Annotated in this window: 23 protein-coding genes and 1 tRNA gene; 18 read left to right on the top strand and 6 right to left on the bottom strand. The window is 58.1% G+C overall.

Going from position 1 to position 26,597, the window contains the following annotated elements; genetic code table 11:
- Nucleotides 1–56 precede the first annotated feature (56 nt).
- A complete protein-coding gene (gene pbfA / locus HFP54_RS22895) occupies nucleotides 57–1,469 on the bottom strand; it encodes a (R)-1-hydroxy-2-aminoethylphosphonate ammonia-lyase (protein WP_206036351.1) in 1,413 nt (470 codons plus the stop codon).
- Between the two features lie 375 nt (nucleotides 1,470–1,844).
- Here pbfA and HFP54_RS22890 point away from each other — a divergent pair, with 375 nt between their 5' ends.
- From HFP54_RS22890 to phnW, 4 genes are read left to right on the top strand one after another with little or no spacing between them, the layout of a single operon-like run.
- Entirely contained in the window at nucleotides 1,845–3,191 is a 1,347-nt protein-coding gene (locus tag HFP54_RS22890) for an aspartate aminotransferase family protein (RefSeq protein WP_168566931.1), read from the top strand.
- 58 nt (nucleotides 3,192–3,249) lie between these two features.
- On the top strand, nucleotides 3,250–4,638 hold the full coding sequence (locus tag HFP54_RS22885; protein ID WP_146412867.1) for a DUF5690 family protein: 1,389 nt from the start codon (nucleotides 3,250–3,252) through the stop codon (nucleotides 4,636–4,638).
- Nucleotides 4,638–5,483 carry a phosphonoacetaldehyde hydrolase gene (gene phnX, locus HFP54_RS22880; protein WP_168566930.1) on the top strand — a complete coding sequence of 282 codons (846 nt, stop codon included), beginning with the start codon at nucleotides 4,638–4,640 and terminating at the stop codon, nucleotides 5,481–5,483. The genes HFP54_RS22885 and phnX overlap by 1 nt, the downstream gene beginning before the upstream one ends.
- Before the next feature lie 16 nt (nucleotides 5,484–5,499).
- Complete coding sequence (gene phnW, locus HFP54_RS22875; RefSeq protein WP_168566929.1) at nucleotides 5,500–6,618, top strand: 2-aminoethylphosphonate--pyruvate transaminase; 1,119 nt, start codon at nucleotides 5,500–5,502, stop codon at nucleotides 6,616–6,618.
- A gap of 210 nt (nucleotides 6,619–6,828) precedes the next feature.
- On the opposite strand, the gene HFP54_RS22870 is transcribed toward phnW, so the two are convergent.
- The 4 genes from HFP54_RS22870 to HFP54_RS22855 form a co-directional block, all read right to left on the bottom strand.
- On the bottom strand, nucleotides 6,829–7,437 hold the full coding sequence (locus HFP54_RS22870; protein ID WP_168566928.1) for a PEP-CTERM sorting domain-containing protein: 609 nt from the start codon (nucleotides 7,435–7,437) through the stop codon (nucleotides 6,829–6,831).
- 45 nt (nucleotides 7,438–7,482) lie between these two features.
- Nucleotides 7,483–9,348, bottom strand: a complete 1,866-nt coding sequence (locus HFP54_RS22865; RefSeq protein ID WP_168566927.1) for a hypothetical protein — start codon at nucleotides 9,346–9,348, stop codon at nucleotides 7,483–7,485.
- 184 nt (nucleotides 9,349–9,532) lie between these two features.
- Nucleotides 9,533–10,645 carry a DUF1559 domain-containing protein gene (locus tag HFP54_RS22860; protein ID WP_168566926.1) on the bottom strand — a complete coding sequence of 371 codons (1,113 nt, stop codon included), beginning with the start codon at nucleotides 10,643–10,645 and terminating at the stop codon, nucleotides 9,533–9,535.
- A 42-nt stretch (nucleotides 10,646–10,687) separates the two neighbouring features.
- Nucleotides 10,688–11,170 carry a hypothetical protein gene (locus tag HFP54_RS22855; RefSeq protein ID WP_235952217.1) on the bottom strand — a complete coding sequence of 161 codons (483 nt, stop codon included), beginning with the start codon at nucleotides 11,168–11,170 and terminating at the stop codon, nucleotides 10,688–10,690.
- Nucleotides 11,171–12,382: 1,212 nt separating this feature from the next.
- Between HFP54_RS22855 and HFP54_RS22850 the strand changes: the two genes are divergently transcribed.
- The 13 genes from HFP54_RS22850 (at nucleotide 12,383) to HFP54_RS22790 (ending at nucleotide 23,816) form a co-directional block, all read left to right on the top strand.
- Nucleotides 12,383–15,646: a BamB-related PQQ repeat family beta-propellar protein gene (locus HFP54_RS22850; protein ID WP_168566925.1), complete on the top strand. Its 3,264-nt coding sequence runs from the start codon at nucleotides 12,383–12,385 to the stop codon at nucleotides 15,644–15,646.
- Between the two features lie 344 nt (nucleotides 15,647–15,990).
- Nucleotides 15,991–16,063, top strand: a tRNA-Lys gene (locus HFP54_RS22845).
- 170 nt (nucleotides 16,064–16,233) lie between these two features.
- Nucleotides 16,234–17,421, top strand: coding sequence for a tyrosine-type recombinase/integrase (locus HFP54_RS22840; protein ID WP_168566924.1), 1,188 nt, complete (start codon nucleotides 16,234–16,236; stop codon nucleotides 17,419–17,421).
- The gene (locus tag HFP54_RS22835) at nucleotides 17,421–18,029 is read left to right on the top strand and encodes a hypothetical protein (RefSeq protein ID WP_168566923.1); all 609 of its coding nucleotides are present in this window, start codon (nucleotides 17,421–17,423) and stop codon (nucleotides 18,027–18,029) included. Before HFP54_RS22840 ends, HFP54_RS22835 begins: the two co-directional genes overlap by 1 nt.
- Nucleotides 18,030–18,127: 98 nt before the next feature.
- Nucleotides 18,128–18,379 (top strand): helix-turn-helix domain-containing protein, encoded by a 252-nt coding sequence (locus tag HFP54_RS22830; protein ID WP_168566922.1) that lies wholly within the window; start codon nucleotides 18,128–18,130, stop codon nucleotides 18,377–18,379.
- Nucleotides 18,380–18,491: 112 nt separating this feature from the next.
- Nucleotides 18,492–18,983: a DUF669 domain-containing protein gene (locus HFP54_RS22825; protein WP_235952215.1), complete on the top strand. Its 492-nt coding sequence runs from the start codon at nucleotides 18,492–18,494 to the stop codon at nucleotides 18,981–18,983.
- Nucleotides 18,983–19,951, top strand: coding sequence for a DNA primase (locus HFP54_RS22820; protein WP_168566921.1), 969 nt, complete (start codon nucleotides 18,983–18,985; stop codon nucleotides 19,949–19,951). Before HFP54_RS22825 ends, HFP54_RS22820 begins: the two co-directional genes overlap by 1 nt.
- Nucleotides 19,948–20,865: a DnaB-like helicase C-terminal domain-containing protein gene (locus HFP54_RS22815; RefSeq protein WP_168566920.1), complete on the top strand. Its 918-nt coding sequence runs from the start codon at nucleotides 19,948–19,950 to the stop codon at nucleotides 20,863–20,865. The genes HFP54_RS22820 and HFP54_RS22815 overlap by 4 nt, the downstream gene beginning before the upstream one ends.
- Nucleotides 20,862–21,194 carry a helix-turn-helix domain-containing protein gene (locus tag HFP54_RS22810; protein ID WP_168566919.1) on the top strand — a complete coding sequence of 111 codons (333 nt, stop codon included), beginning with the start codon at nucleotides 20,862–20,864 and terminating at the stop codon, nucleotides 21,192–21,194. The genes HFP54_RS22815 and HFP54_RS22810 overlap by 4 nt, the downstream gene beginning before the upstream one ends.
- Nucleotides 21,195–21,640: 446 nt before the next feature.
- Nucleotides 21,641–21,901: a hypothetical protein gene (locus HFP54_RS22805; RefSeq protein WP_168566918.1), complete on the top strand. Its 261-nt coding sequence runs from the start codon at nucleotides 21,641–21,643 to the stop codon at nucleotides 21,899–21,901.
- 244 nt (nucleotides 21,902–22,145) lie between these two features.
- The gene (locus HFP54_RS22800; protein ID WP_168566917.1) at nucleotides 22,146–22,853 is read left to right on the top strand and encodes a hypothetical protein; all 708 of its coding nucleotides are present in this window, start codon (nucleotides 22,146–22,148) and stop codon (nucleotides 22,851–22,853) included.
- Between the two features lie 12 nt (nucleotides 22,854–22,865).
- Nucleotides 22,866–23,186: a hypothetical protein gene (locus HFP54_RS22795; protein ID WP_168566916.1), complete on the top strand. Its 321-nt coding sequence runs from the start codon at nucleotides 22,866–22,868 to the stop codon at nucleotides 23,184–23,186.
- Between the two features lie 150 nt (nucleotides 23,187–23,336).
- Entirely contained in the window at nucleotides 23,337–23,816 is a 480-nt protein-coding gene (locus tag HFP54_RS22790; protein WP_168566915.1) for a hypothetical protein, read from the top strand.
- Nucleotides 23,817–23,865: 49 nt separating this feature from the next.
- On the opposite strand, the gene HFP54_RS22785 is transcribed toward HFP54_RS22790, so the two are convergent.
- The gene (locus HFP54_RS22785) at nucleotides 23,866–24,144 is read right to left on the bottom strand and encodes a hypothetical protein (RefSeq protein ID WP_206036350.1); all 279 of its coding nucleotides are present in this window, start codon (nucleotides 24,142–24,144) and stop codon (nucleotides 23,866–23,868) included.
- 497 nt (nucleotides 24,145–24,641) lie between these two features.
- Here HFP54_RS22785 and HFP54_RS22780 point away from each other — a divergent pair, with 497 nt between their 5' ends.
- Complete coding sequence (locus HFP54_RS22780; protein ID WP_146412880.1) at nucleotides 24,642–26,495, top strand: chloride channel protein; 1,854 nt, start codon at nucleotides 24,642–24,644, stop codon at nucleotides 26,493–26,495.
- Nucleotides 26,496–26,597: the final 102 nt, after the last annotated feature.

Below are 26,597 nucleotides of genomic sequence, written 5' to 3'. Positions count from 1 at the left end.
CCATGAAAACTATCGGTGAGTTGACCAGCGATCAACTTGTCGGCGGTGTGAATTGTTCATGAACCGTGGCCGTCGTGGACGCATTGCACCGCACGACAGATCCGCCGAACCGCTTCGTCCAGTTCGGCATCGGTGATGGTCAGCGGTGGTGCCAAGACGACGGTGTTGCCGCCACCCGTTTTGAAGCTGACGCCTTCGTCAAGCGCGGCGTACAGCACCGCTTCGGCACGCTGTGGACAAGCCCGGTGCGGCGACTCTGGTTCGACAACGTCAAAGCCGACCAGCAAGCCTTCGCCTCGAACGTCGCCGATGACCGGGCAAGATCGGCGAAAGTCGATCAACTGTTGTCGCAAACGGTGGCCCAGCACGCCCGCCCGATCCATCAAATTCTGCGACGCGTCCGCGGGAAGGTCGCCGGATCGATCGTCGCGTGGGGCTGGGTCGTCTGGTGGCCCCAGCAAACAATCCAAGGTGGCCAGCGCTGCGGCGGCGCCCAGTGGTGATTTCTCGTGCGTGTAGTGTCCGATTGCCTTGTTGCCCGCGACGTCCAAGTCACGTCGAGCGATCAGCGCCGCCATCGGCATGACGCCGCCACCCAATCCCTTGCCCAGCACGATCATATCTGGGGTCACTCCGGTGCAAGCACTTGCGAACATGTGTCCGGTGCGGCCCAAGCCTGTGGGGATTTCGTCGAAGATCAATAGCGTGCCATGCCGCCGGCAGGCATCGGCGACTCGTTTCCAGAACACCGGCGATCCCGCCGTGACATTCGACGCGCGAATCGGTTCGGCGATCAAAGCCGCAATGTCACCCTCTTGCTGCAACACGTATTCGATGTAGTCGGCACACCGGGCGTCGCAATCGCCACCGCAGCCGAAGGCGCACTGCCGGTGCCCGGGCGGCGGGACTTGAATGGTGCCGGGCAACAGCGGTCCGATGTCGCTGCGAAACAAAGCTTCGCCACCAACTGATGACGCTTCCAAGGTCGCACCGTGGAACGATTCCCACATTGAAATGGTCTTGTGACGTCCGGTCGCCAATCGCGCAAGCTTCAACGCCATGCCGACGGCGACCGCGCCGCTGGGGGCGAACAGACACTTGCCCAAATTGCCCGGCGCCAGTTCACCCAGTCGGCTGGCCAAGCGAATCGCCGGCTCGTTGGTGTACCGCCGCGTGCAAAACGGCAACACGTCCAATTGGTCTTTTACCGCCGCGACCACGCGGGGATTCCGAAAGCCGACTTGATGCACATAGTTGCCGTGGAAATCCATGATTCGTCGACCGTCGACGTCTTCCAAATAGATCCCCTCGCAGGCCGAAAGCGCGTTCAAACAAGGACTGGACAAACACTGGTGCAGAAACGCGTCGCTGTCCTGGTCAAGGATTCGCCGGGTGTCCGCGCTAATCGCGCTTGCTTGCCATTGATCTCTTCTTTGCGAAAGATTCACATCGCCTTCGGAGCGATCCACCGGGTGAGGGGGTGTTGTTTCCTTCACTGCACGGGTTTGCGAGCGGGTGGACATGGCGAAGCGGGGGGCTAGATGGATCAGGGGAATCGCCGAAGCGTGTCGATCCAAAGTAAACATCTGGGTCGGCCCGGCGGCGTTGTCTCTGGGCGGCGGGGCACTGTTTTATCGAAAATTCACCGAAAATGCTCGTTGAAATACACGCTTCCGAGTTGTGGTATCAAGTTCTTCTGACTCAATAGAGAAACTTTGTTGACTGATAGTTGAATCTGGATTGCTTGTTCGCCTATCCTGGTTCCGTACCGTCCGCCGGCCTCCGATTGATATCGGGGGGGATTGCGGTCAACCATTTTTACCCCACTGACGGAAATCGTCCCGATGGAAGATTGCATTGAACGATCGCTGAAGGTGTTTCCAGCCGGATCCAACGGCGAATTCAATTTGCCGGAGGAATTGGCGACGGTCATCGTGAGTGGGAAAGGCTGCGAGTTGGAAGATTGCGCCGGTCGTCGCTTCATCGACTTTTCCATGGGATGGGGGTCAGTTCTGGTCGGGCATTCGCATCCCGATGTTGTTTCCGCGGTGTCACGGCGAATCACCCAAGGGTCCAACTTTGCCTACGTGACTGAGGAATCGATCGAAGTCGCCGAGGAGATTGTTCGCATCAGCCCCGCCTGCGATACGGTTCGATTTGCCGCATCCGGAAGCGAAGCGACGCATTACTGCGTGCGAATGGCGCGTGGCTTCACCGGACGACCCAAGGTGATGAAGTTCGAAGGTGCCTATCACGGTGCCCACGACTTTGGCGTGGCCAGTGTTTTTCCCCAGCAGCCACCACCACATCCCAAGGTCGACTGGAGCGGTACGGGAACCATTCCGGGATCGGATCCGTTGTTGCTTTCGGCTCCGTTCAACGACGCGGCCACCACCGCGACATTGATCGCCGAACATGCCGAAGACCTGGCGGCGGTCATCGTCGAACCGTTGCAGCGATGCACGCCACCGGAAGAAGGGTTCTTGGAAAAGCTGCGTCAGGTTACGCGTCAACACGGTGTCTTGCTGATCTTTGACGAAGTCGTGACGGGGTTTCGTTTGGCTTATGGCGGTGCGCAAGAATATTACGGCGTGACGCCGGACTTGGTCGCGTACGGAAAGGCGCTGGGCGGCGGATATCCGATCGGCGTTTACGGTGGACGTGCGGATGTGATGAGTTGCACCCGGGAAGACCGATCGGATAAGCCCAGTTATGTCTGGTCGGCATCGACATTGGGAGGCAATCCTATTTCAACCGCCGCCAGCCGCGCAGCACTGGCCGTGTATCGTCAAGAATCGACTTATGATCGCTTGCACGCGCTGGGGCGTTATTTGCGTGACGGCATGCGGCGGGCTCTGATGAATACCGGAGCACCGGGACAAGTGATCGGTGACGGTCCGCTGGCACAAGTGGTCTTTACCACCGAACCGATTCGCAATTATCGATCGATGCTGACCGCCAATCGAGATCGTGGTCGTGCGGTCATGTTGGGCCTATTCGAAAAGGGCGTGTTTTTGAATCCAATGGGCACCAAGCTGTATCTTTCGCTGGCTCACGACGAAGCCGTTTGTGATGAGTTCCTGGAGAAGTTTACTGCGACGCTTCGTGAAACCAGTTTCGGCCGCGCGGCAAAGACACGCTACGCATTCAACGAATCGGCATGCGTTTCGGCGGGACGATCGGCGATATAGCATTCATTTAATTTTGGTAGGAACCAGATTCTGGTTAGGATTCGAACACTAGGTCGGTATGTTTCAGCTTCCCAAAAGCACCGCTTTGGAAGCCTTCTTGCGAAGGTCATCCACCCAACGGGTTGTTCCCTATGCGATGGCAATGGCGTTCGCGACCTATTTCTGCATGTACGCGTTTCGAAAGCCTTTTGCGGCCGGAACCTATGACGGATTGCGGTTGTGGGGATTGGAACTGAAAACCGCTTTGGTGATCAGTCAGATCTTGGGCTACACCCTGTCCAAATACTTGGGCATCAAGTATTGCTCCGAAGCAATTCGGCGATACCGCGCGGCGATGATTCTTAGCCTGATCGGATTGGCCGAGTTGGCGTTGTTGTTATTTGCGGTGTTGCCGTTGGGGCTGAAGCCCGTGGCGATGTTTTTTAACGGTTTGCCGTTGGGAATGATTTGGGGGCTCATCGTCTGGTACTTGGAAGGACGTCGGACCTCCGAAATCCTGCTGGCCGGGCTCAGTTGTTCGTTCATCGTTTCCAGTGGTGTGGTCAAAGACGTCGGATTGTCGTTGATGGATTCCGGCGTTTCGGAATGGTTCATGCCGTTTGCCACCGGCATGTGCTTCTTCCCTTTATTAATCATTTGTGTGTGGCTGCTGGATCATTTACCTGAGCCATCAGCCGAAGACATTGCCCAGCGGGTCCGCCGCGAACCGATGTCCGGCGCGCAGCGGATGAATTTCGTTCGATCGTTCGCCGTGGGGTTGGGGCTGTTATTGGCCGTCTACTTTTTTCAAACAGCCTATCGTGATTATCGCGACAATTATCAAGTCGACATCCTCCAGCGACTTGGGTATGGCGATGATGACACCGCGCTGTTGTCGCGGATGGAAATTCCCGTGGCCTTTGGTGTCATGATTTGCATGGGGACGCTGACGCTGGTGCGAGACAATCGCAGGGGGCTGGCCGGCGCACTGGGGATCATGATCGCCGGTGCCGCTTTGACGGGCGTCAGCACACTGTTGATGCAGCAGGGGACCATCAACGGATTTTGGTGGATGACTCTGGTCGGCCTGGGCTCATATTTGACTTATGTCCCTTTCAACTCAGTTTTGTTCGATCGTTTGATTGCCGCGACCGGATTCGTGGGCACAGCGGTCTTTTGTATCTACGTCGCGGATTCGCTGGGCTACAGCGGTTCGGTGGCCATTCAGATTTTCGGCGACGTCTTTGCGACCGATTCGAATCGTCTGGAATATTTCGTCAATCTTAGTTACTGCACTTCGGCAATCGGCGTCATTCTGTCGTCGGTCGCCGGGGTCTATTTTTGGATCAAGTCCGCACCATCACCGGCGCAAACATCGGTCACACAAGATTCGTCACTGAACGACGAAACCATGGTGTCCGCGATTGCGTCGTCCGACGGGGCGGCACCGCAAGGTAAAACGGTTTGATGTCGAATCACGTTATCAAGTTGGTCGTTTTTGATTGGGCGGGAACGACCGTCGATTTTGGTTGCTTTTCACCGGTACAGCCGTTTCGCCGTGCTTTGGCCGCCGAGGGCATTGAGGTGTCCATCGATGAGGCCCGGTTGCCGATGGGCTTGTCAAAGCTGGATCACTTGCGTGCCATTTTCGAAATGCCCGCTGTGCGACGGCAATGGTGCGAAAAGTTCCAACGGGAATGGACCGAAGACGACGTCCGGCGTGTGTATGAAGATGGCTTCGTGCCACAGCAATTGCAGTGTGCCAAGGGCCACAGCGATCTCGTTCCCGGTTTGTTGCAATGCGTTCAGCGGTTGCGACAACGAAACATCAAAATCGCCAGCACGACGGGATACTTTCGCGATGCCGCCGAAATCGTTTTCGCCCGCGCGGCCCAGCAGGGTTACCAACCAGACTTCAGCATCTGTGGGACCGATGTTCCGGCGGGTCGCCCCTCGCCTTGGATGATCTTTCGTGCGATGGAAACGCTGGACGTGTGTCCGCCCGCCTCGGTGCTGAAGATCGGTGATACGGTTCCCGATGTGTTGGCGGGTCTCAATGCGGGAGCCTGGTCCATCGGTGTCACCGACACCAGCAGTTCCATGGGGTTGAGCCAGGCGGAATTCGAGGCACTTTCGGATGCCGAAAAAGAAAGTCGCCGTGACTCGTGCGCGACGGCGTTGACCGACGCGGGGGCACACGCGGTGATTCCGTCGATCGCGGGCTTGCCAGAGCTGATCGAGCGAATCGAAGCCGGCGAGTTTGAATTGGAACGGCCGAGTCCCACTTCGGCTTTGGAAGTGGAGTCTTTCTAGGCAAGGCAAACTGATTGTGGACGATGACATTCCTTATCTGTTGTTGACTCCCGGGCCGCTGACGACATCGCGCGGCGTGCGTCAATCAATGCTGCGTGACTATTGCACCTGGGACGCGGACTACAACCAACTGGTTGCCGACTTACGCAATCGATTGGTGACGTTGGCCGGCGGGGGTGATCGTCACACCGCGGTCTTGATGCAGGGCAGCGGGACCTTTTCGGTCGAAGCAACGATCGGATCGGTGATTCCCCCAGACGGGAAACTGCTGGTGATCAGCAATGGTGCGTATGGTCGGCGTATGACGCAAATCGCCCGGCGTCTTTCGATCGACCACAGTGAATGCTGGTTGGGGGAAACCCAGGTCGCCGATCCGGCGGACGTTCGGCAGGCTCTGCAAGACGATCCGGCAATCACTCATGTCGCCATCGTTCACTGTGAAACCAGCACCGGCATGTTGAACCCGATCGAATCGATCGGCGCGGTATGCCGTCAGATGGGCAAAGTCTACATTGTCGACGCCATGTCATCGTTCGGCGGTATTCCGATGTCGATGGAATCTGTCGGTGCCGACTTTATGATTTCATCGGCCAACAAGTGCATTCAGGGCGTGCCCGGATTCGGGTTTGTGATTGCCGATCGTGATCGATTGTCTGAAACAAAGGGTCGGGCACGGTCGCTTAGTTTGGACCTGTACGACCAGTGGTCGGAAATGGAATCCAAGGGCGGCAAATGGCGCTACACGTCACCCACGCACGTGGTCCGCGCATTCGTTCAGGCGATGGATGAACTGGACGCCGAAGGTGGTGTCGCCGCGCGTCACCAACGGTACTGTGAAAACCACCGTCGACTTGTTGATGGCGTTGCGGCACTTGGCATCACGGCGCTGCTGCCGGCGGCGATTCAATCACCCATCATCACTTCGTTCTTGTACCCAGATGTGGACGGCTTTGCATTTGATGGTTTCTATCAGGCATTGAAGCAACGTCGCTTTGTCATCTATCCGGGCAAAGTCAGCGACGCACAGACGTTTCGAATCGGCAACATCGGTCATGTCTTTCCCGAAGACATCGATCAGTTGGTTGCCGCAATCGCCGAAGTGATCGGTGAACTGACGGTTGCTTCATCGCGATAGTCCATCATTGTCGGATGGTTCGCGATGGATGGTTGCAGCCGTCATTGATCGTTTGGATGCGTGTGACCCACGGCGGTCCAACGGTGAGATTCGTTTCCGTTTCCAAGGCTGAAGCTTGGCCGAAGGTGCCGGCGCATGAAAAAAGGTCGACCGTCCCGAGAGACGATCGACCGATGACATCAATTCAGCAGTCTACAGAACAACGCCCGATCAGGCTTTGTTTTGCTTTTGCTTACGGCGGCGAATGCGGTATCCGCTGTAGGCACTGCCGACGACACCCAGGACGGCGAACGTACCGGGTTCGGGGACGGCGCTGACATTGACCGTGGCACCGTTGAATGCCCATCCGGCGTCGCTGCCTGGGGGGGTGATGCCGATTCCGGCACCACCGATCTCGACACCCAGATTTCCGCTGCCACCGGCAAGGGCTTGGATATCGATTCGTGCCAATTGAAAGAACTCGTTGCCTGGGGACGATTCAAATCCGCCCAAGAAATTGAAAGCGCCGCCGTTGTTGACCAGCAGGTTCCCAGTATTCAACGACTCTTGGCCGAAGCTGGCCCAAGGGGCTGGTGCAGTGACGGAGTAGTCGACTGCGGTGATCAGGTCCGGCGTGTCGGTTGTGACGTTGAACGAAATCGAACTGAACGACTGACCCGAATCAGTGTCGGCCCAAACGTAGATGGACTGGATGTCACCCAACGTCAGGTTAATGACATTGTCAGTGGCCAGCGTTTCGCTGCCGCTGATGAACATGTCGGCTTGAACGCCGGTTGTCATCGCGATGGTCGCAATGAGGGAAAGCAAGATCTTTTTCATGATGAACTCTTTCAGAACAGTGGTGCAAATAACTCTTGGGAAGAACTACGGAAGCGGCGGAGCGAATGCTTCCGCGACGAAGCCGTTGAAATCAGCCAGGTTGGTCATGCCATCGGCGTTGAAATCGAAGATGCCTTGTGGATCAGGGCCGCCGAATGCTGCGGTAACGAATCCGTTGAAATCGGCCAGGCTGCACACACCGTCACCCGTGATGTCGCCCATCACGTATGACTGGGTTGCCGCCAGGACTTCGATGTTGTCCACGGCGAACCACCAGTCGTTTCCGGTGTTGATGCAACCGATGCGTAGCGTCATTCGGTTGCTCTTGGAGGCGGGCAAGTCGCTGCCGAAGCCACCAAAGGCGTAGCTGTCTTCGATTCCGGTGACCGTGTCTTCGCCGTCTTCATCGACGAAGCCGTTGCTGTTGTTGTCGTTGAACAGGTAGGGGTTCAGCAGAGCTTCGTATGCGGGATCGGCGGGCGTTTCGGAGCCCTCTTCGCCGACCAAACCCAGGCGTGCCGAGTCAACGTCGACCAGCGTGGTCCAGTTCGCACCATCGTCGAACGAAACTTGGATCAGTCCACGTTGGGCTGCGTACAATCGGGTGTCCCAGTCCAACGTGATTTCGACCGTCGTGTTGTCGTATCCTGACATGTTGTAGGTGCGTTGGACGAACGAGTTGAATTGTTTCTCGGTCGGGTTGCCTTCACCATCAACCGGGATCGCCGGAAGGGTTTCTTCTTCCTCGATCACCATGTTGTCTTGGTGGGCATCGCCATCAGCACACAGAATCATGCTGCGGAAAGCACCGAAGAAATCTTCCCGTTGCTGGCCGTCCTGTTGGTCAGTCCACGAGATGGAGTCCATTACCGTGAAGCCCTGGAAAGCTCCGTCCAAGCTGGTGCGGTACATACGTTTGGTCGGCATGTCCGCCGGGCCATCGTTGATGATTTCCCAGTTCGGAATGTTGTTGGTGTAGTCGGTTCCGTCAGACGGATCGAACGGTTCATCGGGGCCATCGTTGGCGTCGCTGAACGGTTGATCGGCCAACGGCATTTCGGGGGTCGGGCCTTCGAAGTCATCAAACGCGATTTGGCCGCCCGCGTTCATCAATTCAATGTTGTCGACGGCGAACCACCAGTCGTTGCTGGATCGAATGCAGCCGAAACGAACTTCCATCGACGCGGCGGACGCGGGTGCGGTGAAATCAATCCCGGCCACAAAGGTGCCCTGGTCGTTTTCTTCCGGCACTTCCGACTTGTTCGTGCTGAAGACGCCACTGTCGATCGTCGAATCGATTTCCAGGATGGTTTCCCAAGCCCCACCATCGAACGAAACTTCGACAACACCGGTTTGGGTGTCTTCGGTGACAAAGTCGTAATCGAACGAAAGCATCAGTGTTGAAAGGTCAACGCCGGTCACGTCGTACGCACGAGTGATGTACGAGTTGTACGCGGGGCTTTCGGGGCTGCCCAAGTCTGCGTTGCCTCCGTCGTCGGCTTCATCGGGGTCGGCCACCAAGCAGGTGTTGCGGTTATCGCCACCGAAGAAGCACCGTTGTCGACCGGCTTGTTCGCCCGCGTGACCGATCCAGGATCCGACGTCCATCATCGACCAGCCGTCAAATTCCGGCGGCATGGTCGAGTTGTCGTAGGTGTTCCCGCTGTTGTCCAACGTGAAGCCGGCGGGGAATGCCTTGGACCAATCGGTTCCGTCCAAGAAGTAGGGGCTGCTGTAATCCAGGTCGAACGGAACCATGTCCGTCGCGTTGTCCAGGTTTTCGAAGTCGTCGAAAGCGACTTCGACCTTTTGGGCTGACAGGGGGCCGACGCAGAAACCTGCGAAGGCGACGAAGCCGGCAAGTGCCACCGTGGCACGACCGAACGATCGTCGATCTCTCGAAAATCTCATGGCTGAAACTCCTCAGGGTTTGAGACTAGGTGGATCGCGGTGACTTTAACCGAGGGGCAACAAGGGTCTCTTTAGTTACCGTTAATCCGGCGTGGTTTTCGTTCGGTGTTTCTTGTTAAGAAACCGGCGTCGGTGGCGTTTTGCATCCCGAAGGGATCGGGATGCGCGTCTGAATGTGAAGTTCCTATTGCTCGATCTCGTTGGCTTCGACCTCACGGCCGTCACGAGTGCCCAACGCGCTGTAAACCACTTGGTCCACCGACTCGGTGATGAAGCGCACCGATCCATCGCCCAGGCAGAATTGCGCACCGCCGGGGTGATTGCTGCCGAAGCTGACCTCGTAGGCGGCCCAGGTTTCCGAGCGATCGGAGAATCGATCGTCAACGGGTTTTTCGTAGTTGATGGCGACAGCGGTGGATCCGCCCATCTCCGACCAATCGGTGCCTTCCCAGTTGTCAAAGTCGTCACCGCCGATGGCCCAGTGGTCTTTGCGTCCGGCGTTCTGATTTTCTTGGCGGGTGTAATCGGTGGGCGGGAACAGATCCGGTTCGGCTTCACCGATCATCAAAGTGTTGGACAAGCCATCGATGACATCGCGAAAACGATTGCCGACCATGCCGCCTTGGCTGATGCGTGCCTTGTCGGGTTCACGGGTGATGATCATGCCGTCCAGTTCGCTGTGGTGAAGCGTGGTTTGGCCGTCGCCCCATGTTCCCCGATTGGTTCGGCCCCAACCGAACGAAGGCTTCCAGTCATTGGGTTGCCGACCCGTCACGACGGCCAAGTAGTTCGCCGGTTGCCGGGCAGCCACAAACCATGGCGGCGAATAGCAAGACGCGTCGAAGATCGGTTCCAACGCAGTTGATGAAGGGCACTGAAACCCGGTAACGCTCAGCTCGCACGCGGCAATCTGTCGAAACACTTCGTTCGGTGAATCCAGCGAAGCGTCGTTGATCGCCGCGCTAGATGCCCAGTTCACGCTGCCGAACGACAGCTTTTCGTACAAGCTTTGCTGTTCCATGAACGGCAGAATGAATGCCGACCAATGGCCGCCTTCCTGAGCCTCGCCCAACATGGGCAAGCCCTTGTAGGCGCTCTCGAAGTTATGAATCGCCAACCCCAGTTGCTTCAGGCGATTGGTGCATTGCATGCGTCGCGCGGCGCCACGGGCGCTTTGCACCGCTGGCAGCAACAGGCCTACAAGAATGCCAATGATGGCAATGACGACGAGTAGTTCGACCAAGGTGAATCCCTTCGGCTTTGCCGGGTGATCCACGGTGATGTGGTTCTTTTCCATGGTTTTGAACCCTTCATGTGAGATGGAATGAGATGGTCCGGACTATTTGCCGGGAATATCAAAGATGAATTCGTTGGTGCTGACGGGTTTGACTTCGAAGGTCGCAGTGGAATCTGTGTCGCTGCAAAACGGTTCGGGAACGATGTCCTCGGTTACCAACGTGCGGTCGTCGTCATGCTTTTCATTGCCGTCAAGGACTTCGCCTCCTTTGGCCACCATGCAACTGAAGCTGACGCGGTAGGTGCCCGCCTTTAGCCCGTTACCCGCGGTGCTGCGAAGTGACAGCTTTCCGCTGACGTCGGTTTCGCCGACGCCCAGCGAGTACTTGTCAGGCGTTTCATCCATCGGACGCATGTAAACCAGCAACCGGTTGTAGGCCTTGCCATCCAGCGTGACTTTCCCGGTGACGGGATACAGTTCCGGTTCAAAACTGCATCCGGTAATCAATGAGAACAGGCAAGCGAAAAACACGGCGGCCGTCTTGCGAATGGGAGCCGTAATCGTGAGGAAGGACGGTGTTTTCATCGGGCAATCGGCATGCGGTGTTGTGAATGAGTGGTTTGAATTGGCAGACCGTCCGCTGGAGCCAGTGGTCGGTTACTAAGGAGGGCACCGGAGAATTCAGGTGAGTTGAATCTCAGGTGCAATCGATGGAAACATCCGTGGCACAGCGAAATCTGGCAACGCTTAAGCAGCGGTTCTGGCCGGTGGCCCGCGGCGAGCTGCCACACGCCAAAGAGGCTTTGGTTCGGACGCGATCTTAGCGTCGGCGTTGTGCACGCCAACGGAAAACGGGTTGATTCACGAGAAATTAAGACGGGGCTTGGATGCTTCGCTACGTAGGGCGGATGTTTTCACCGAATGCTGATCCGCTCATCGAGGCTTCACAAAAAGTGAATCAAAAACGCTGTCAATGAAGGCGTTGCATCGGGTGTTCGCTAAACGCTGCGCAGGAGTACCCCGGAAATTCACAAAGTGCAAAGTTTCCGCATGGGAAAGCACCCGTTTGTGTCCTCTTCCGTCAGGCAAAGGAGTGGTGTGGAGGGCTAGTGTGAACTTTCGGTGGCGTTTTGATGGCGGTGCGTGAAGCCCGGTGAAGAATCGCTGCTAGGATTCATCCCGATTCGCCACGCGCTATGGGCAGACGAGCGACTGGAAAAGAAGGCGGCGTGCCCCGTCGGCAGGATCACGATGCTGGCGTGCGCCGCTGTCGCATTTAGGTTCAGAAAGGTGACGGACCGCCATCGGTGAATCGATGGCATGAAATGGCCATGAATAACGATACAAGGTGGCGCATCGAAAGATGCAATGACGTTATAACTCCCAATGATCTCCGGCCCGTGAATTCACGACGATCTTTGGTGAAGTCTCGTTCCTGGTATCGCATTCAACTTGAAACAAACGCGGATCGGTCAGCAGAGTTTGCATCTTGATACTGATGACAGGCATGAAGTCGAGGAAAACATGATGGGATTGCTACAAAGGTGTTGGCGGCTGGAGGTAGGCCGTCGTTCGTGGCTGCTTTGGGTGGCGGTCGGTTGCCTGTTGGCCAGTGAATCGCCCGGGGCTTGGCCGACATTTCGAAGGTCGCCGACCCGTAATGCCGTCTGCGAAGAAAGTGGTTTCGAGCGTCGCCCCCGCTTGGTTTGGCGACATCAACCGGCTTTCGGTCCACAGACCGCTTGGCATGGTCCCGCCAAGTGGGACGCATATGCAAACCTGAGTGGATTGCATTCAATGCGCGGATACGATCAAGCGTTTTATGTGATCGCGGCTGACGTTTCGGAGTCCGATGATGGCGGTGACCCCAGTTTGTTTTACGCCTCATCGGCGGAACACTGTGTTCGTCGTTTGGATGCGGCGACCGGTGAAGTGCTGTGGACTTACTTTGTCGATGCTCCGGTTCGCATTACGCCGACGTTGGATGGCAATCGGCTTTACTTTGCCGCGGACGACGGTTGTGTTTATTGCCTGGCTGCGCGTTCGGGCGAACTGGTTTGGAAATTCACGGCGCGGTCGGACGGACGGCAGATCGTCAATAACGGCAACTTGATCCCCGAGTGGCCGATCCGTACCGGCGTCACGGTGCTGGATGGGATTGCCTATTTCGCGGCGTCGCTTTTGCCTTGGAATCAGTCGTATTTCTATGCGGTCGATGCAGCCACGGGACAGCAGATTTATTGCGTGGAACAAGCCGATGCGACCTTCGAAGGCCCCTTGGTGGCATCGCCCAAGCATTTGATCGCTCCGCAAGGACGTGTCGCGCCGCTGTTGTTGGATCGCGATAACGGTCAGCTTCTGGGGCAGCTTTCCGGTGGCGGTGGATCGTTCTGTGTCTTGGTGGACGAATCGACCATGATCCATGGACCGGGGAACAAGGCCGGATGGATGACGGTCAGCAGCACGGAATCACGTGAAAAGATCGCGACGCATGAATCGGCACGCCGTGTGGTGCACGTGGATGACGTGACGTATTTCTGCACCGCCAAAGATATCGTCGCTTACGACACGTCGCAGGAGCAATTGTGGTCAACGACGCTGGGCGAAACATTGGATTTGATCGCCGCCGATGGCGTCTTGTTGGCGGCCGGCGTGGGCCAGATCGCGGCGCTAGAACCTGAAAACGGCGATTTGCTTTGGTCGTTACCGGTCAACGGACGCGTCAAGGGACTGGCCATCGACCAGGGGCGTTTGTTCGCCAGCTTGGACGATGGCACGATCATCGCATACCAGCGTGCGGGCAATGGCCAGGCGACCACGGCGAATGTCGAACCGATCGAAGTCAACGAGGAGTTTTCGGATTCGCCAAATACGAAGTTTGCAAAGTCGGCGGCGGATGTTTCGGGGCACCGCGTCGCCGTCGGACCATGGTTACGGTTCGCAGCCGATGGAACGGCCGAAGTGAACTGGATCAGCAGCCAGCCGTGTGCGTCCAAATTGGTCTTCCGCAGCGGTGGACATACCCGTGAGATTGAAGATGCCCAGGCAACGACGGAGCATCGCGTGGTCATCGGCGATCTGCAGCCCAGGCACATCTATCACTACAAGATCGTCGAGCAAGTCGATGGTCGCTCGGTTTCCACGGCTTGGTACGAATGCGACACGTTCTTTAACTACCATCGGGATCGTTCAAGTATCGTGGGGGGGGCCGGAGCGAGCGGCGGAACGGACACCCGCTACGATTCGCTTGCCGGTGAATTGGCCGGGCTGTTTGAAAATTCCAAAGGACTGTGCTTGGTATTGGGGGCCAGCGATGGGGCACGTTTCGCCGAAGCGTTGGCGCGTGCAACCGAAATGCGCATTCACGTGTTGGATCCGGACGCCCAGCGGGTCGAAGCGGCAAGGCGGCGCCTGGTCGAAGCCGGCGTCTATGGCGTCATGGTCAGCGTGCGGGCGATGAGTTCCGAACAGATTCAATCGGTGACCGATCGGATTGCCACGGTGGTCACGTCGGGGGCGATGATTGGCGGACGGGACTGTCCCTATGACAGAAACGAAATGGATCGCTTGGTCAGCCCCAACGGGCTGGTGGCGATTTCCAACCGATCAACGGAAAAGCAGGACGGTCAGGATCTGACTTGGCAAATTCGTCAAGGAAAACGACTGCAAGGCAGTGGTGATTGGAGCCATGTGTACGGTCGGCCTGACAACGCGGCGTATGCAGGCGAAGAACTGGATCACTGTACCAGTGCCGATGATTTGGCGGTGCAGTGGATCGGTCGCCCGGGCCCACGCTATCAGTCAGACCGCAGCGGCCGAAAGACGCCGCCGTTGTCGGTTGCCGGCCGGCTATTCCTGCAGGGGCTGGACCGTATCGTTTGCGTTGATGCCTACAACGGATCGGTGTTGTGGTCGCTGGAAACACCGTACTTCAGTCGATTCAACCTGCCTCGTGATTGCGGCAATTGGTGTGCGGACGAACGTTTCGTCTATGCGTTGATACGCGATCACTGCTGGAAGATCGATGCGGTCACCGGCGATGTCCGCACGACTTGGCGGATCCCCGACGAAGGCTTGCCGGCGGTCGACGGGGGTTATGCGTGGGGATACGTCGGCAGGTCCGATGACGCGTTGGTAGGAAGTGTGAATCGAGCCGACGCGAACTGGACCGACTACTTTGGCGGCCCGGGCTGGTACGACGCGACGACGGGCGAAGAAACGCGAAAGATCGTTAGCGATCGTTTGTTCGTGATCGACGCGGACACCGGCAAGCAGCGATGGGCGACCGATCGGCTGATTTTGAACACCACGATCACGATCGATGACGGCTTGGTGTACTTCGCCGAAGTCGCCGGAGATCAGATCGGTGGTGGTGACGCGCGGCGTCTGGAGGGCGAACCCTTTTGGGACGCCGTCCGTTTGGTGGCGTTGGACTTGAAAGACGGACGTCAAGTTTGGACGCGTCCGATTCAGGGCCGACGCGGTGACGTCGCGTTTTGGATGGCCGTGTCGCAGGGCCGGCTGATCACGGTCGCATCGGCGGATGTGAAGTTCGATGTTCGCGCGTATGACAGTCGGACGGGCGAACCCATTTGGGACAACGAAGCGGCGTGGGGAAAAGGGAAGGCGGATCACGGGACGCACTTGTCACGACCGGCCATTGTCAACGACCAAGTCATCGTTCGGCCGGCGGTGTTCAGTCTTTCCAGCGGCCAGCGGTCCCCCGACGATATGCCCGTCAGCGGATGCGGGACGTATGCCTGCAGCAGTGATGCGATGTTCTTTCGCGCTTGGTCCGGCCAGCAGTTTGCAATGTGGAGTCCCAAGACGAACGAGTACACGCGTTGGAGCCGACTGCGACCGGACTGTTGGCTCAGCACGATTCCCGCTTCGGGGCTGTTGCTGTCGCCCGAGGGTGGTGGTGGGTGCAGTTGCGGGAATTGGCTGGAGACATCGTTGGCCTTCATTCCCAAGTCGCAATTGTCTCAATTTCCCGACGCGGGCCCAAAGGATGCCGTCGCTGATCCGGCGGCGTCGACTGGCACCGGGGCGGGGCAATGACCGAACCTGTTGACGGCGGGGGCGGTCCAGGTGGCCAGCACATCCGGTCACAGCATCTGGGATCGGCGGCCGTTAGGGGGGCGAATTGGTTTCTGTCCCCGGGGTGGCGGTCGGTGATCGAGCGAGTTGACCTTTGGCGTACAGTCAGGCGGCATGACCGGTTGTCTGTCGCGTCAGTTTGCGGATCAAAACGATGAATCGGTGTAACGACGACTGGGCGGGGGGAATCGTGAAGATTCATCGAACGATTGCCGAAATTGGCGTATCGACAGGTCGCGACCGTGTTCCTAAACTAGCCGCCTTATCGCTGCGATCGGGTCATCACGGATCGGAAGCCAAGCGACGAGAGTGTAGCTCAGTCGGTAGAGCAACGGACTTTTAATCCGTTGGTCCAGGGTTCGAGTCCCTGCACTCTCACTGCGGAAAAGACGGCGTTTTCAAGAGATTGGAGACGCCGTCTTTTTGTGGACTACACCCGGCGGTACACCCGGCGGCGGTAAATGCTATCATTAGCAGCGGACAGACAAAAAAACCCCGGCGGTCTGGTACACCACCGGGGCAAGTCAACGTGCTGATGAGGAGCAACGATGACCGCCAAAAGTGTATCGTCGCGTGGGCGAAAGGCCAGTAAGCCATCTAAGCCACGCAAGGACTTTCCGCTGTTCGCACACGCAAGTGGTCAGTGGGCAAAGAAGGTTCGCGGACGTCTCCACTACTTCGGTAAGTGGGACAATCCCGTCGCGGCAGAGGCCAAGTGGGAACGCGACAAGCTGGCTTTGCTTGAAGGCAGGGACCCCAACCGGGACGACACCGGCGACACGGTGGGATGGCTCTGCAATGTCTTCATGGATAGCAAGCAGAGACAAGCCGACCGTGGGGAACTGAAGTTACGCACCCGCGACGACTATCACGCCGCGTGCAAGCACGTCGCCAGTTTCTTTGGACGCGGCCGACGACTTGAAACACTGACGCCGCAAGACTTCGAGCGATACCGAAATTCGCTTCCGTCCAGTTGGTCGCCGACGACGGTCAACAATCAATTGCGATTGTCGCGGACGCTGTTCAAGTACGCCAACGACATCGGAGCCACCGACCGTCCGATTCTGTTCCGTATCGGCTTGAAAGCGGTCCCAGCGTCGATTGTCCGCAAGTCGGCGGCACGAAAGCCGGACAAGGTATTCACGGCGGCCGAAGTCCATCGAATGCTGGCACACGCCGATGCGTCGATGACGGCGTTCATCATGCTGGGTCTGAATGCCGCCTATGGTCCGGCAGACATCGGACGGCTGAAAGTCGCGGACATCGACTTCGGCAAAAGCTGGCTTGGCGTGGAGCGTGGCAAGACCGGCGTGGCGCGTGGCTGTTGGCTTTGGCCGGAAACCGTGTCAGCACTCCGCAAAGCAATCGCCGACCGCAAGCCGACCGGCGACCCATCGCTGGATGAGTTGGCATTCCTGACACGGTTCGGTCGCCAGTATTCGCCGGACAATGACAAGACGGCGGCGATTGCACAGGCATTCGCAAAGGTGAAAGACGCCGCCGGAATCGAAAAGACTGGCGTGGGTCACTACGCACTACGCCACACGTTCCGCACCGTCGCGGGTGATGCGATGGACCGCGAAGCCGTCGACTTCATCATGGGTCACATGGATGCGTCGATGAGTGGCAACTATCGGCATGGCATCGACCCCAAGCGGGTGAAAGCGGTCTGCCAGCACGTTCGCAAATGGTTCCGAGCCGGCAAGCCGAAGCGGTCGACGAAAGGCGGTGCGTGATGGCCAAGTACGACGCAAGCCGCGAAGGTGCGGTTTACTCGCACGGTCACATTGACCGCACAAGCGATGAAGCCATCAAGGCAATTGATTCGGACAGCAGTGGACGTGCGCTCGAGGAAGCCGCAACGCTGGCGTTCGACGTTATTCGGCAGGTGTGGGACGAGTCCGTCACGTTCGACGAGTCCACTTTGGCGATAATGCGTGGCGGTGTTGCGGCGAAGTGCTCTGACGATGCGAATAGCCTTGTCCGTGACGCCTTCTGGCTGTCCGAAGTCGCAAGGGATGCAAAGTCGCTTCGCGATGCGTTGGCTGCTACTCACCCTGACAGTGCTAACGCTGTCCTCATGCTCGTGAGCCGTGCGTTTCAGGCGGGAAACATAACCGAACGGATACTGGTCCGATTGGATGAAATCGAGAGACACGCTGACATCGGAAGGAAAGTCGATGTCGCACCACGCGGTGACGAACCCTCTGCCGAAGCACGCCGCATGTTCGCTGAGAACCCGCGCATTGGCCGAAGAAGGCTGGCGGCCGATCTGCGGATTAAGGAACGCAAGGCCAGGCGGTGGCTGGACCAAATGAGGGAAGAAAAAAAGTCCAAAAAGTAGGCGGGACGGTACTCTAACGTCCCGGTTTCTCACCCCTAACCTTGCTCTTGTCAGCCGCAAGCAACCGCACGCGGCACACACAAGAGCGAGGTTTTTTCATGCACCGTCTGAACTTCTACACCGTTCAAGAAGTCGCCGACATCTTGCGGATTCACAAGGAGTCCGCGCGTTCGCTGATTGCCAGAGGCGAAATCGAAGGCATGGCAATCGGTCGCGGTAAGCAACGCCGCAAGTGGCGCGTGAGCGAAGCCGCATTAGAAGACTTCATTCGCCGGCGGACCGAGCAGTCACAACCCGGTCCCAAGCCACAACGCACACCGGCAGTCAAACCCAAACGTCAATGGGTATGAAAAAACGGCTGGGGTCGGCCATCCAACCGACCCCAGCCGTTTCGGTTTTTTCTTGGCAAAGACGGTCGGACGTCTTCGCCGTTTCTTAGCACCCCATCAAAGGGAATCAAAAATGGGAAAGCTATCTAGTATCTTACGCCAGCAAGGCAGCTTGGACACCATAAAATCGGCTTGGGATACCACGGCCGCCGCGGCCGACAATGACATTTTGCCAAAGGGCGAATACGTCGCCGACATTGTGGCGGGTGAGGCTATCGAAAGTCGCACCAAAGGGACGCCGGGATACCGGCTGACCTTCGAAGTGGCCGAAGGCGAGCACGCCGGCGGCCGGTTCTGGCATGAATGCTGGTTCACCGAGGCCGCAATGTCGCGAACAAAACGCGACCTTTCAAAGCTGGGTGTCACCGACCTGGAACAACTTGAACAGCCATTGCCGGCTGTGTTCCGTTGCAAGGTAAAGCTGGCCATCCGCCGCGACGATGACGGCAACGAAGGGAACCGTGTGCGTCGTTTCGAGGTTGTTGAAGTCATCACCCCGGAACCGGATGCGTTCGCACCGGACGGCGGCAGTGAGAACGCATCCGAAAGCGGGGAGACGTTCTGATGACCAATGCGATGCCGCTGGGGTATCGCATTGTTGGACCGTGCAGCCGCGAACGCCGTTTGGTCGATTATGACCGAGCGTTCGCGGCTTATGCGGATTGCGATGACCTGGCACAAATTGAAAGGGAAGGTTTCTTATCGCCTTTCCAATACGACGATGCGATTCGGTCGCGGGTGGTCCGACCGGATGGAACGTTGGACGTTCGCCGTTACGCCGGTCCGCATTGGTCGCGGTTTTTGTGGTTCGACATCGACGACGATGGCAACATCGACCGGGCGACCGCTTCGGCTCGGCGGTTGGTCGCTTGGGTGTTGGAGCGATACCAAGTCGATGAATCCGAGCTTCTGGTGTTCTTCAGTGGTTCAAAAGGTTTTCACGTTGGCCTACCGACATCACTGTTCGTCGCCAAACCGTCGGACGTGTTCGGCCGGGTGGCTCGGCAGGTTGCCGAGGACATCGCCGCGAAAGCCGCTGTCCGTCTCGACACGGCGATTTACAACATCGTCCAGCCATTGCGAGCACCGAACAGCCGCCACGGCAAGACGGGACGTCACAAGCGATTCCTGACGGTCGATGAGCTGAGGCAGGTTCGACCGGCGGCGATTGTGGATCGCTCGGCCGAACCGTTGGCGTTCGACCTGCCGGAAACACCGGCAGCCGACGAACGAGCGGTCGCGGACTGGCAAGCAGCTTGCGAACAGACGAACCGACAAGCCGAAGCGGTCCGGTGTTGCGACAACGACCGGACCGAGTTGAACCGCTCGACATTGGAGTTTATCCGCGACGGTGCGGACGAAGGCGACCGGCACCGGCTTTTGTACTCGGCGGCGGCAAACTTGGCCGAGCTGGGCTGTCCGTCGCGACTTGCTCATGCGTTGCTGACTGAATCGGCTTTGGACTCGGGTTTGCCGCCGGCCGATGTCCGCCGAGCGATTAACAACGGATTGTCGAAGGGGGACACGGAATGACCGCCGCAAACTTCATCCGGTGCGACCGTCTGTTCGATGACTGGCAAGACGACGTTTTGCATGGCGAACCGCCGCGCCGATACGACATCGGGCCGGGATTGGAACACGTCCGGCTCGGTCCGGGGACCGTCTCTTTGTTGGGCGGTTCACCCGGCATGGGCAAGACGGCGTTTGCCATGCAGTGCATCGTCTCTGCGATGACCGCTGACGCATCGTTGCGTGCGTGCGTCTGCAATGTCGAGATGCCGCCGGAACGGCTGTTAGAGCGGCAACTGAGCCGGTTATCGGGGGTGGGACTGGACTACATTCAAAACCGCCAGCTAGGCGAACGGCAACGCGACAAGCTAGACGCGGCTTTTGATGTCATCGACGACATCGCCGAGCGTCTGGTGTTTGTGCGAGCACCGATGACGCTTGAGAACGTCGCGGCAGCGGCGGACGACATCGACGCCGAGTTGGTGGTCTTGGACTACATCCAACGAATCCGGCCGGTCGGTCGGCACGACGACAAACGCGGTTCGGTTGATGCGACGATGGATTCGATACGGCGGTTCGCCGACGCAGGTTGCTGCGTCCTGGCGTTGTCGGCGGTCGGACGTTCGAAGGATGCGAAAGGCCGCACGAGCTACGCCGGCGACGGCTTGTCGCTGGCATCCTTCCGGGAATCGTCAGAGCTTGAATATGGTGCCGATGACGCCTACCTACTGGTCCCCGCAAAGGACGCCGAACAGGACGCCGACGACGCGGTTATCGACGTGACATTGCGGCAACTGAAAAGCCGCTACGGACAGCCGACCGATTGCGACCTGACGTTCGACCGCTCGGTCCAATCGTTTGAACCGACCGAACCGCCGATGACCGAGGAACACCGGCAACTTCGCGAGGCGATTGCGGGATTGTGGGGTGAGGGATGACCCGGACGAAAAACCAGCCGAAGCGGCAAACGGTCGACCGCTTTCGGGTTTTTAATGCGTTCATCGACTTCACGCTGCGAGAACTGAGCCGGACGGAATCGGCGGTTTGGTTGGTTCTGTACCGCGACACGAAACCGGACGGCATCGCGAAGACATCGCAAGCCGACATTGCGAAGCGTTGCGGGATGTCCGACCGAACCGTCCGCCGAGTCATCCGCCGGCTGGAACAACTCGGCTTGCTGCTGGTGGTTCATCGCGGCGGATTACAGCAAGGAGCGACGGCCTACCGGGTGTTTCCAATGAGCCGCGAACGACTCGACAAGCTGTGACGCTTGCGGACAGAGCTGTGTCCGGTTGTCTGCGGACATAGCTGTGTCCGGTTAAGGCGGACAAAACGGCTCAATCCCTGCGGACATAGCTGTGTCCGCTATCCCATAAAGGGACCATAAGAGAGTCAGTCTCTCTTAATGGTTCCCATTGAGACTGACTCTAAAGACCACCAACCGAGAATGAACACCGCACCGACCGCCGCCGAACTTCAGTCGCTTTGGATGACGCCGGCACTGAACACGCCGGAACCCGAACCAACGACGCCGCCGCGTTGCTCGTACCACGACCGGTCCGCGTGGCGCGACGACTTTCAATCACGTCCTGGCTGGATTCGCACAACGTGTTCGGTTTGCGGCGGGTTTATTGGCTACCGCCGGGACGTTGGCATCACCCCAGAACTTGAACACGCGAACCACTCCACCCGAAGCGATAAGGATGACGACCGATGACCCTGAAGATCGACAAAAACACCGTCGCGTTATTGCCGATGGAGTTGAACAACGGCATACCGAGTCGCATCGGACGCACCCGCCGGAGAATCGAGCGTGGGACGCTTATCGAGGTCAGGCAAGACGGCAACCGACTGGAAGTCCGCATCCTGAGCGAGCGAGCGATAGAGGAAACCGCCGGAAAGTCCGTAGGTACTACTTTTGATTCGGCACCTCCCGACAGCGATGGGAACAGCCAATGTGCAGGACTTCCTTAGTTAATCACGCGGCGGCAAAAGGTTTCCCCGCACGGCGGGTGACAGATTGTTGAATCGGAGTCAGGGAGGCGGAAAATGCAAATCACAACCACCAAGGCGGTGAAGTGCTTGGTCTGCGGATCGGCGGCACGGACGCGGTATCACGATGTCCGACGCATCAAAACCGACGAGCCAGGTTTCACCCACTTGGTCATCCGCCGAACCACTTGTGCGAAATGCGGCGAACCGAGAATCGAGCAGAGTTATGAACACGAAATTATCAAACGACCAAAGGGACCAGCTACGGCGTGAAGCCGGTTTGCTGACCACTGATGAAGCGGCGGCGGTGTTGGGGTGCGAACCAATCGACGTGGCGCGTCAGTATTGGCTTGGCACGTTCACCGAGAACACGAACGCCAAAGGTGAGCCACTGATCGCGTTGGCCGACGTGTCCCGCTACACCGCTCGTGGTTGTCCTGGTCTGAACGATACGCCGCGTGTTGATGGCGGATGGTTCGACCTGCGACCGGCAATCAGCCAAGTCGAGTTCTTCCAAGCGATGAAGAAAGATCCGATGGCGTTCAATCGATCGGACCATCGCGGGCCCCTGGGCGTTTTGTACTTGGCGGGTGAAGCACACCGTTTCGCACGACGCTTTGTTGACCGTCTTCCAATGTCGGCCATGTCGACGAAGTCCGGCGCGATGAAATTCTATCTGGCCGGTCCTAGGGCATTCGCGAAGTTCAAAAGCGAGTTCCACAACGAAATGATGGGGACCGATCACGGAGCCACCAGCCGTCCGTCAGCGTTCTTGGCGGCAATGGGTGATTCGTCCAAGGCGAAGCGGTCATCACGCGTCAGGATCGCGGGTGAGAAGTCGCTGGCCAATTCCCCGCTGTCGGTCATCACGGCATCCGATCGGGTCGACTTCGGTCCTGGTCTGATTGGCGAAGCACTACGCAAGGCATTTTGAGGAATCGCACCCATGGCAAAGAAAAGCGTTCACACCACAACAGCAAAAACCCGTCCAGGGACGGACTCGGCAACGGTTCACGTTCCCAACGGCGAGGAATGCGAAATCGTGTTCCCGGTCCCTGAGGGATGCGAAAACGTTAAGGCCGCACGGATGACGTGTCAGCGTCTTGAGTTTTCCATCGGCGGCGAAATCAGCGATGGCCACATAACGTTCCACTTGGAACCGCACCACGCGATTCTGAATCCCGCCGGTCCGTCAACGTTCATCGTCGTGTTGGCTGTCGAGGACAGATCCATCGTCGCCTATCGCGGCACGATGAACGGATTCTGACACCTGATCGCGGCGGGCCTACCGGATCCTGGTTCGTCGCGTTGCGTCGTGTGTCGCCGTTTCCTCTTTGGCGGCGATGCACAGGGGGGCGGCGGCTTTTGGAACTGGGCCGCCGTCCCCTTTTTTGTTTGACCTTCACCGGAATAAGCCATGAGCATTATCGACCAAGCATTCGAGTCACACCGCGAATCGGAACGCGACCACGAAGCCATCGCGGCACGCAAGACGATCCTTGAAATTTGTATCGCCGAAGTCGCCGGCACTGCCACAGAAGCCGACGCGGAACGTCTGGTGGCGGCGATGCGTGCGTCCAAGCTGGGCCACCCCGATAAGTATTGCCGTCAACTGGTCGGCCGAATCCGCAACACGGTGGAGGCACACAGGCAGCTACGGAAGTTACAAAGCCAGCTACCAAACCCGGCACAACGCCGCGATGAGATCCACGCCGAACGAGCGGACGCACAGGCGATTCTTGAGCGAGCCGACAACGAGCTGCGGGAATTGGTCGCGATGGAACAACGGCAAGGCGAAGCCGAGGCACACGTCCGGACAGTGCGGGACCGCTACCCCGATTGCCACAACGCCGACGGCACCCCGATTGATGAAATCGCGCAGCTAATCGCCGAGTGAATGCGACCGCGACGGACATAGCCGGGGGTGGTCGCAAAGTCGGATCGGATCAGTCTGGTGGCGTTTCGGTCCGCCACGCCGCCGACTCTCCTTCATCGAAAATTTCTTTCACCACGTCGTAGCTAGTCCCGTACTCCGACGCGATGCGCGAGCGAACCTTTTTCTCTGCACGCTCCATAGCGTTGAGCATTGCTGACGTATCTTTTGCGTCCTGGGCCATCTCGTCAAACAACTGGTCGACTTCGCCGGTGGACCGCTCTACATCCCACCAAATTCGATTCTTTGTCGCTTCATCGAGAGTGTTTTTCGAGAATGCCGCCTTAGGCACGGTCGACGGGGGGGATTGTGGAGTTGGGGATTCCTGTCCACATCCCACCAGGGACGCGATTAGACAGGAAAGCAACATCGGTGGCGTCTTCATCTGGCAATTCTCCGACCATCAAAAAACCGCAATCATACAGAGGGGGTATTGGTGCCGTGTGTGCGGTACACCCCGGTACACCCGCAAAGGCAGTTTTCGCTAGTTTTCGGCTTGCTGCGATTGGCGTTTGACTGCGGGAAACACGGTGAAACACAAGCAACCGCAAGCCGGCGGAACCGTCTTTTAATCCGTTGGTCCAGGGTTCGAGTCCCTGCACTCTCACTTCATGCGAAACGGCGTTTTCAGACCGATCTGAAGACGCCGTTTTCTATTGCGCCCCGCTAAGGTTCGCGAACCTTGTTGTCGCGGCGGCGCGTTTTGTCGTCGCACCGACGGGGGATCCACGCGATTTTGGCCCGATCGGGCGGTTCCCACCGACAACGAATTTAAGGACATTATGCGGCGTGAGAGGATTTCGTGAGCTGCTGAAAAGATTCGAACTGCACGCCCTGGGAAAGTGGATTCTGTTGTCTCTGTTGGTCGGCATTGTGGCCGGCTTGGGGGCAATCATCTTTGATTTCTTGGGCCAAGCGGTCGTGCGCTTTTCGCTGGCCCAGTTCGCGGGTTATTCGCCGCCGGAAGCGGCCGGCGAACACGCTCGTTTCCATCATGAAACTGAAGCGGTTGTGCCGTGGATGATCGTCGTCGTGATGGGCGTCGGCGGATTGATTTCCGGTTGGCTGGTGTACACGTTCGCGCCGGAGGCGGAAGGCCACGGGACGGACGCGGCGATTGATTCTTTCCACAACAAACGTGGCCGGATACGCACGCGGATTCCGTTCGTCAAAACGATCGCTTCGGCAATCACGTTGGGGACCGGTGGATCCGGCGGGCGTGAAGGCCCGATTGCTCAAATCGGCGCAGGCTTCGGTTCATGGCTGGCGACGCGACTGCATCTGTCCGATCGAGAACGTCGAATCATGCTGGCCGCCGGCATGGGGGCGGGAGTCGGCGCTATTTTTCGCGCTCCGTTGGCCGGTGCGGTTTTCGCCGGCGAAATTCTGTACAGCGACGCGGACATGGAAGCCGACGCCGTGGTCCCCGCTGCGTCGGCGTCGATCATCGCTTACAGCGTTTACGTCCAATCGTTGCCACGCGAAACCCGCTTTGTGCCCTTATTCGGTGGGGGATTGGATCACGTCAGCAGTTCGCCGATGGAATTGATTGCATACGCCGCATTGGCGTTGGTGCTGGTCTTGGTGGGCGCGTTGTACGTCACGTTCTTTTACCGAACCCACGACCTGTTCAAACGCGTTCCGATCATCCCACACCTTCGGCCGGCGATCGGCGCGGTGTTGGCCGGCGTTCTGGGGATCGCGTTGTTGCCGTTGTTCGGAAACGACACTCGGATTCTGGGGGTCTTGGGTACCGGTTACGGGACGCTGCAAATTGCGTTGACTGCGGCGCAGGATTTGGGCGTCGCATTCTTGGTGACCGTGGCACTGGTCAAAATCGTTACAACGGCGTTGACGATCGGTTCGGGCGGCAGCGGTGGTGTGTTCGGGCCGTCGATGGTGATCGGCGGTTGCACCGGTGGCGCCGTCGGCTTGGTGATGCATCGATGGTTTCCCGATGTGGTGACCGAACCCGAAGCCTTTGCGGTGGTCGGCATGGCAGGCTTCTTTTCCGGAATCGCGCGAGCACCGATTTCCACGATCATCATGGTTCGTGCGTTAACGGGAGACTACGGATTGTTGTTGCCGACGATGTTGGTGACGACGTTGACCTTTGTCATCAGTCACCGTTTCCGGCTGTATCAAAAACAGGCCGCCACGCGGATGGATTCGATGGCCCACCGCGGCGACTTCATCGTCGACGTGTTGGAAGGTCTAAAGGTCGGGGATGTCTACCAACCTAATCGCGACATCACGCTGATCCCCGAGGGCATGACGGTCGACGACATCGTTCACCGATTGGCCTACTGTCACCAGCACTATTTTCCCGTCGTCGATGACCAGGGAAAAATGGTCGGCATCTTCAGCGACGACGACGTTCGGGCATACCTATACGACCAGACGCTATGGAAACTGGCGGTGGCACGCGACGTTATGGTGGATCAATTCATCAGTGTTTCGCCGGATGATGATTTGAACACGGCCGTCCGTCGATTCACGTCGCACAACATTGATGAATTACCCGTGCTGGATCCCCAGCGGCCAGGCACGTTTTTGGGAATGCTGCGTCGTAAAGAATCCATCGCCGCCTACAACCGGCGTTTGATGGAATTGAAAAATGCATCGGCCGAAGACGCGTCCTAGGATGGCGTCATTGCTGCGTGTCGCATCGTCGCATCATCTGGCGGTCCGACCGTTCCATGCAACAGGCTGTCTATCATCCATCGTGTTGTCATTGGATGATTC

This window comes from Crateriforma spongiae (assembly GCF_012290005.1).
Lineage (GTDB): Bacteria > Planctomycetota > Planctomycetia > Pirellulales > Pirellulaceae > Crateriforma > Crateriforma spongiae.
Note: the sequence above shows the minus strand (reverse complement) of the source record. Positions and strands in the feature narration are given on the sequence as shown.

Coding starts and splice junctions, on each gene's coding strand:
- HFP54_RS22890 (WP_168566931.1), top strand. CDS start 1,845: ATGGAAGATTGCATTGAACGATCGCTGAAGGTGTTTCCAGCCGGATCC.
- HFP54_RS22885 (WP_146412867.1), top strand. CDS start 3,250: ATGTTTCAGCTTCCCAAAAGCACCGCTTTGGAAGCCTTCTTGCGAAGG.
- phnX (WP_168566930.1), top strand. CDS start 4,638: ATGTCGAATCACGTTATCAAGTTGGTCGTTTTTGATTGGGCGGGAACG.
- HFP54_RS22870 (WP_168566928.1), bottom strand. CDS start 7,437: ATGAAAAAGATCTTGCTTTCCCTCATTGCGACCATCGCGATGACAACC.
- HFP54_RS22865 (WP_168566927.1), bottom strand. CDS start 9,348: ATGAGATTTTCGAGAGATCGACGATCGTTCGGTCGTGCCACGGTGGCA.
- HFP54_RS22860 (WP_168566926.1), bottom strand. CDS start 10,645: ATGGAAAAGAACCACATCACCGTGGATCACCCGGCAAAGCCGAAGGGA.
- HFP54_RS22855 (WP_235952217.1), bottom strand. CDS start 11,170: ATGAAAACACCGTCCTTCCTCACGATTACGGCTCCCATTCGCAAGACG.
- HFP54_RS22850 (WP_168566925.1), top strand. CDS start 12,383: ATGCGCGGATACGATCAAGCGTTTTATGTGATCGCGGCTGACGTTTCG.
- HFP54_RS22840 (WP_168566924.1), top strand. CDS start 16,234: ATGACCGCCAAAAGTGTATCGTCGCGTGGGCGAAAGGCCAGTAAGCCA.
- HFP54_RS22835 (WP_168566923.1), top strand. CDS start 17,421: ATGGCCAAGTACGACGCAAGCCGCGAAGGTGCGGTTTACTCGCACGGT.
- HFP54_RS22830 (WP_168566922.1), top strand. CDS start 18,128: ATGCACCGTCTGAACTTCTACACCGTTCAAGAAGTCGCCGACATCTTG.
- HFP54_RS22825 (WP_235952215.1), top strand. CDS start 18,492: ATGGGAAAGCTATCTAGTATCTTACGCCAGCAAGGCAGCTTGGACACC.
- HFP54_RS22820 (WP_168566921.1), top strand. CDS start 18,983: ATGACCAATGCGATGCCGCTGGGGTATCGCATTGTTGGACCGTGCAGC.
- HFP54_RS22815 (WP_168566920.1), top strand. CDS start 19,948: ATGACCGCCGCAAACTTCATCCGGTGCGACCGTCTGTTCGATGACTGG.
- HFP54_RS22810 (WP_168566919.1), top strand. CDS start 20,862: ATGACCCGGACGAAAAACCAGCCGAAGCGGCAAACGGTCGACCGCTTT.
- HFP54_RS22805 (WP_168566918.1), top strand. CDS start 21,641: ATGACCCTGAAGATCGACAAAAACACCGTCGCGTTATTGCCGATGGAG.
- HFP54_RS22800 (WP_168566917.1), top strand. CDS start 22,146: ATGAACACGAAATTATCAAACGACCAAAGGGACCAGCTACGGCGTGAA.
- HFP54_RS22795 (WP_168566916.1), top strand. CDS start 22,866: ATGGCAAAGAAAAGCGTTCACACCACAACAGCAAAAACCCGTCCAGGG.
- HFP54_RS22790 (WP_168566915.1), top strand. CDS start 23,337: ATGAGCATTATCGACCAAGCATTCGAGTCACACCGCGAATCGGAACGC.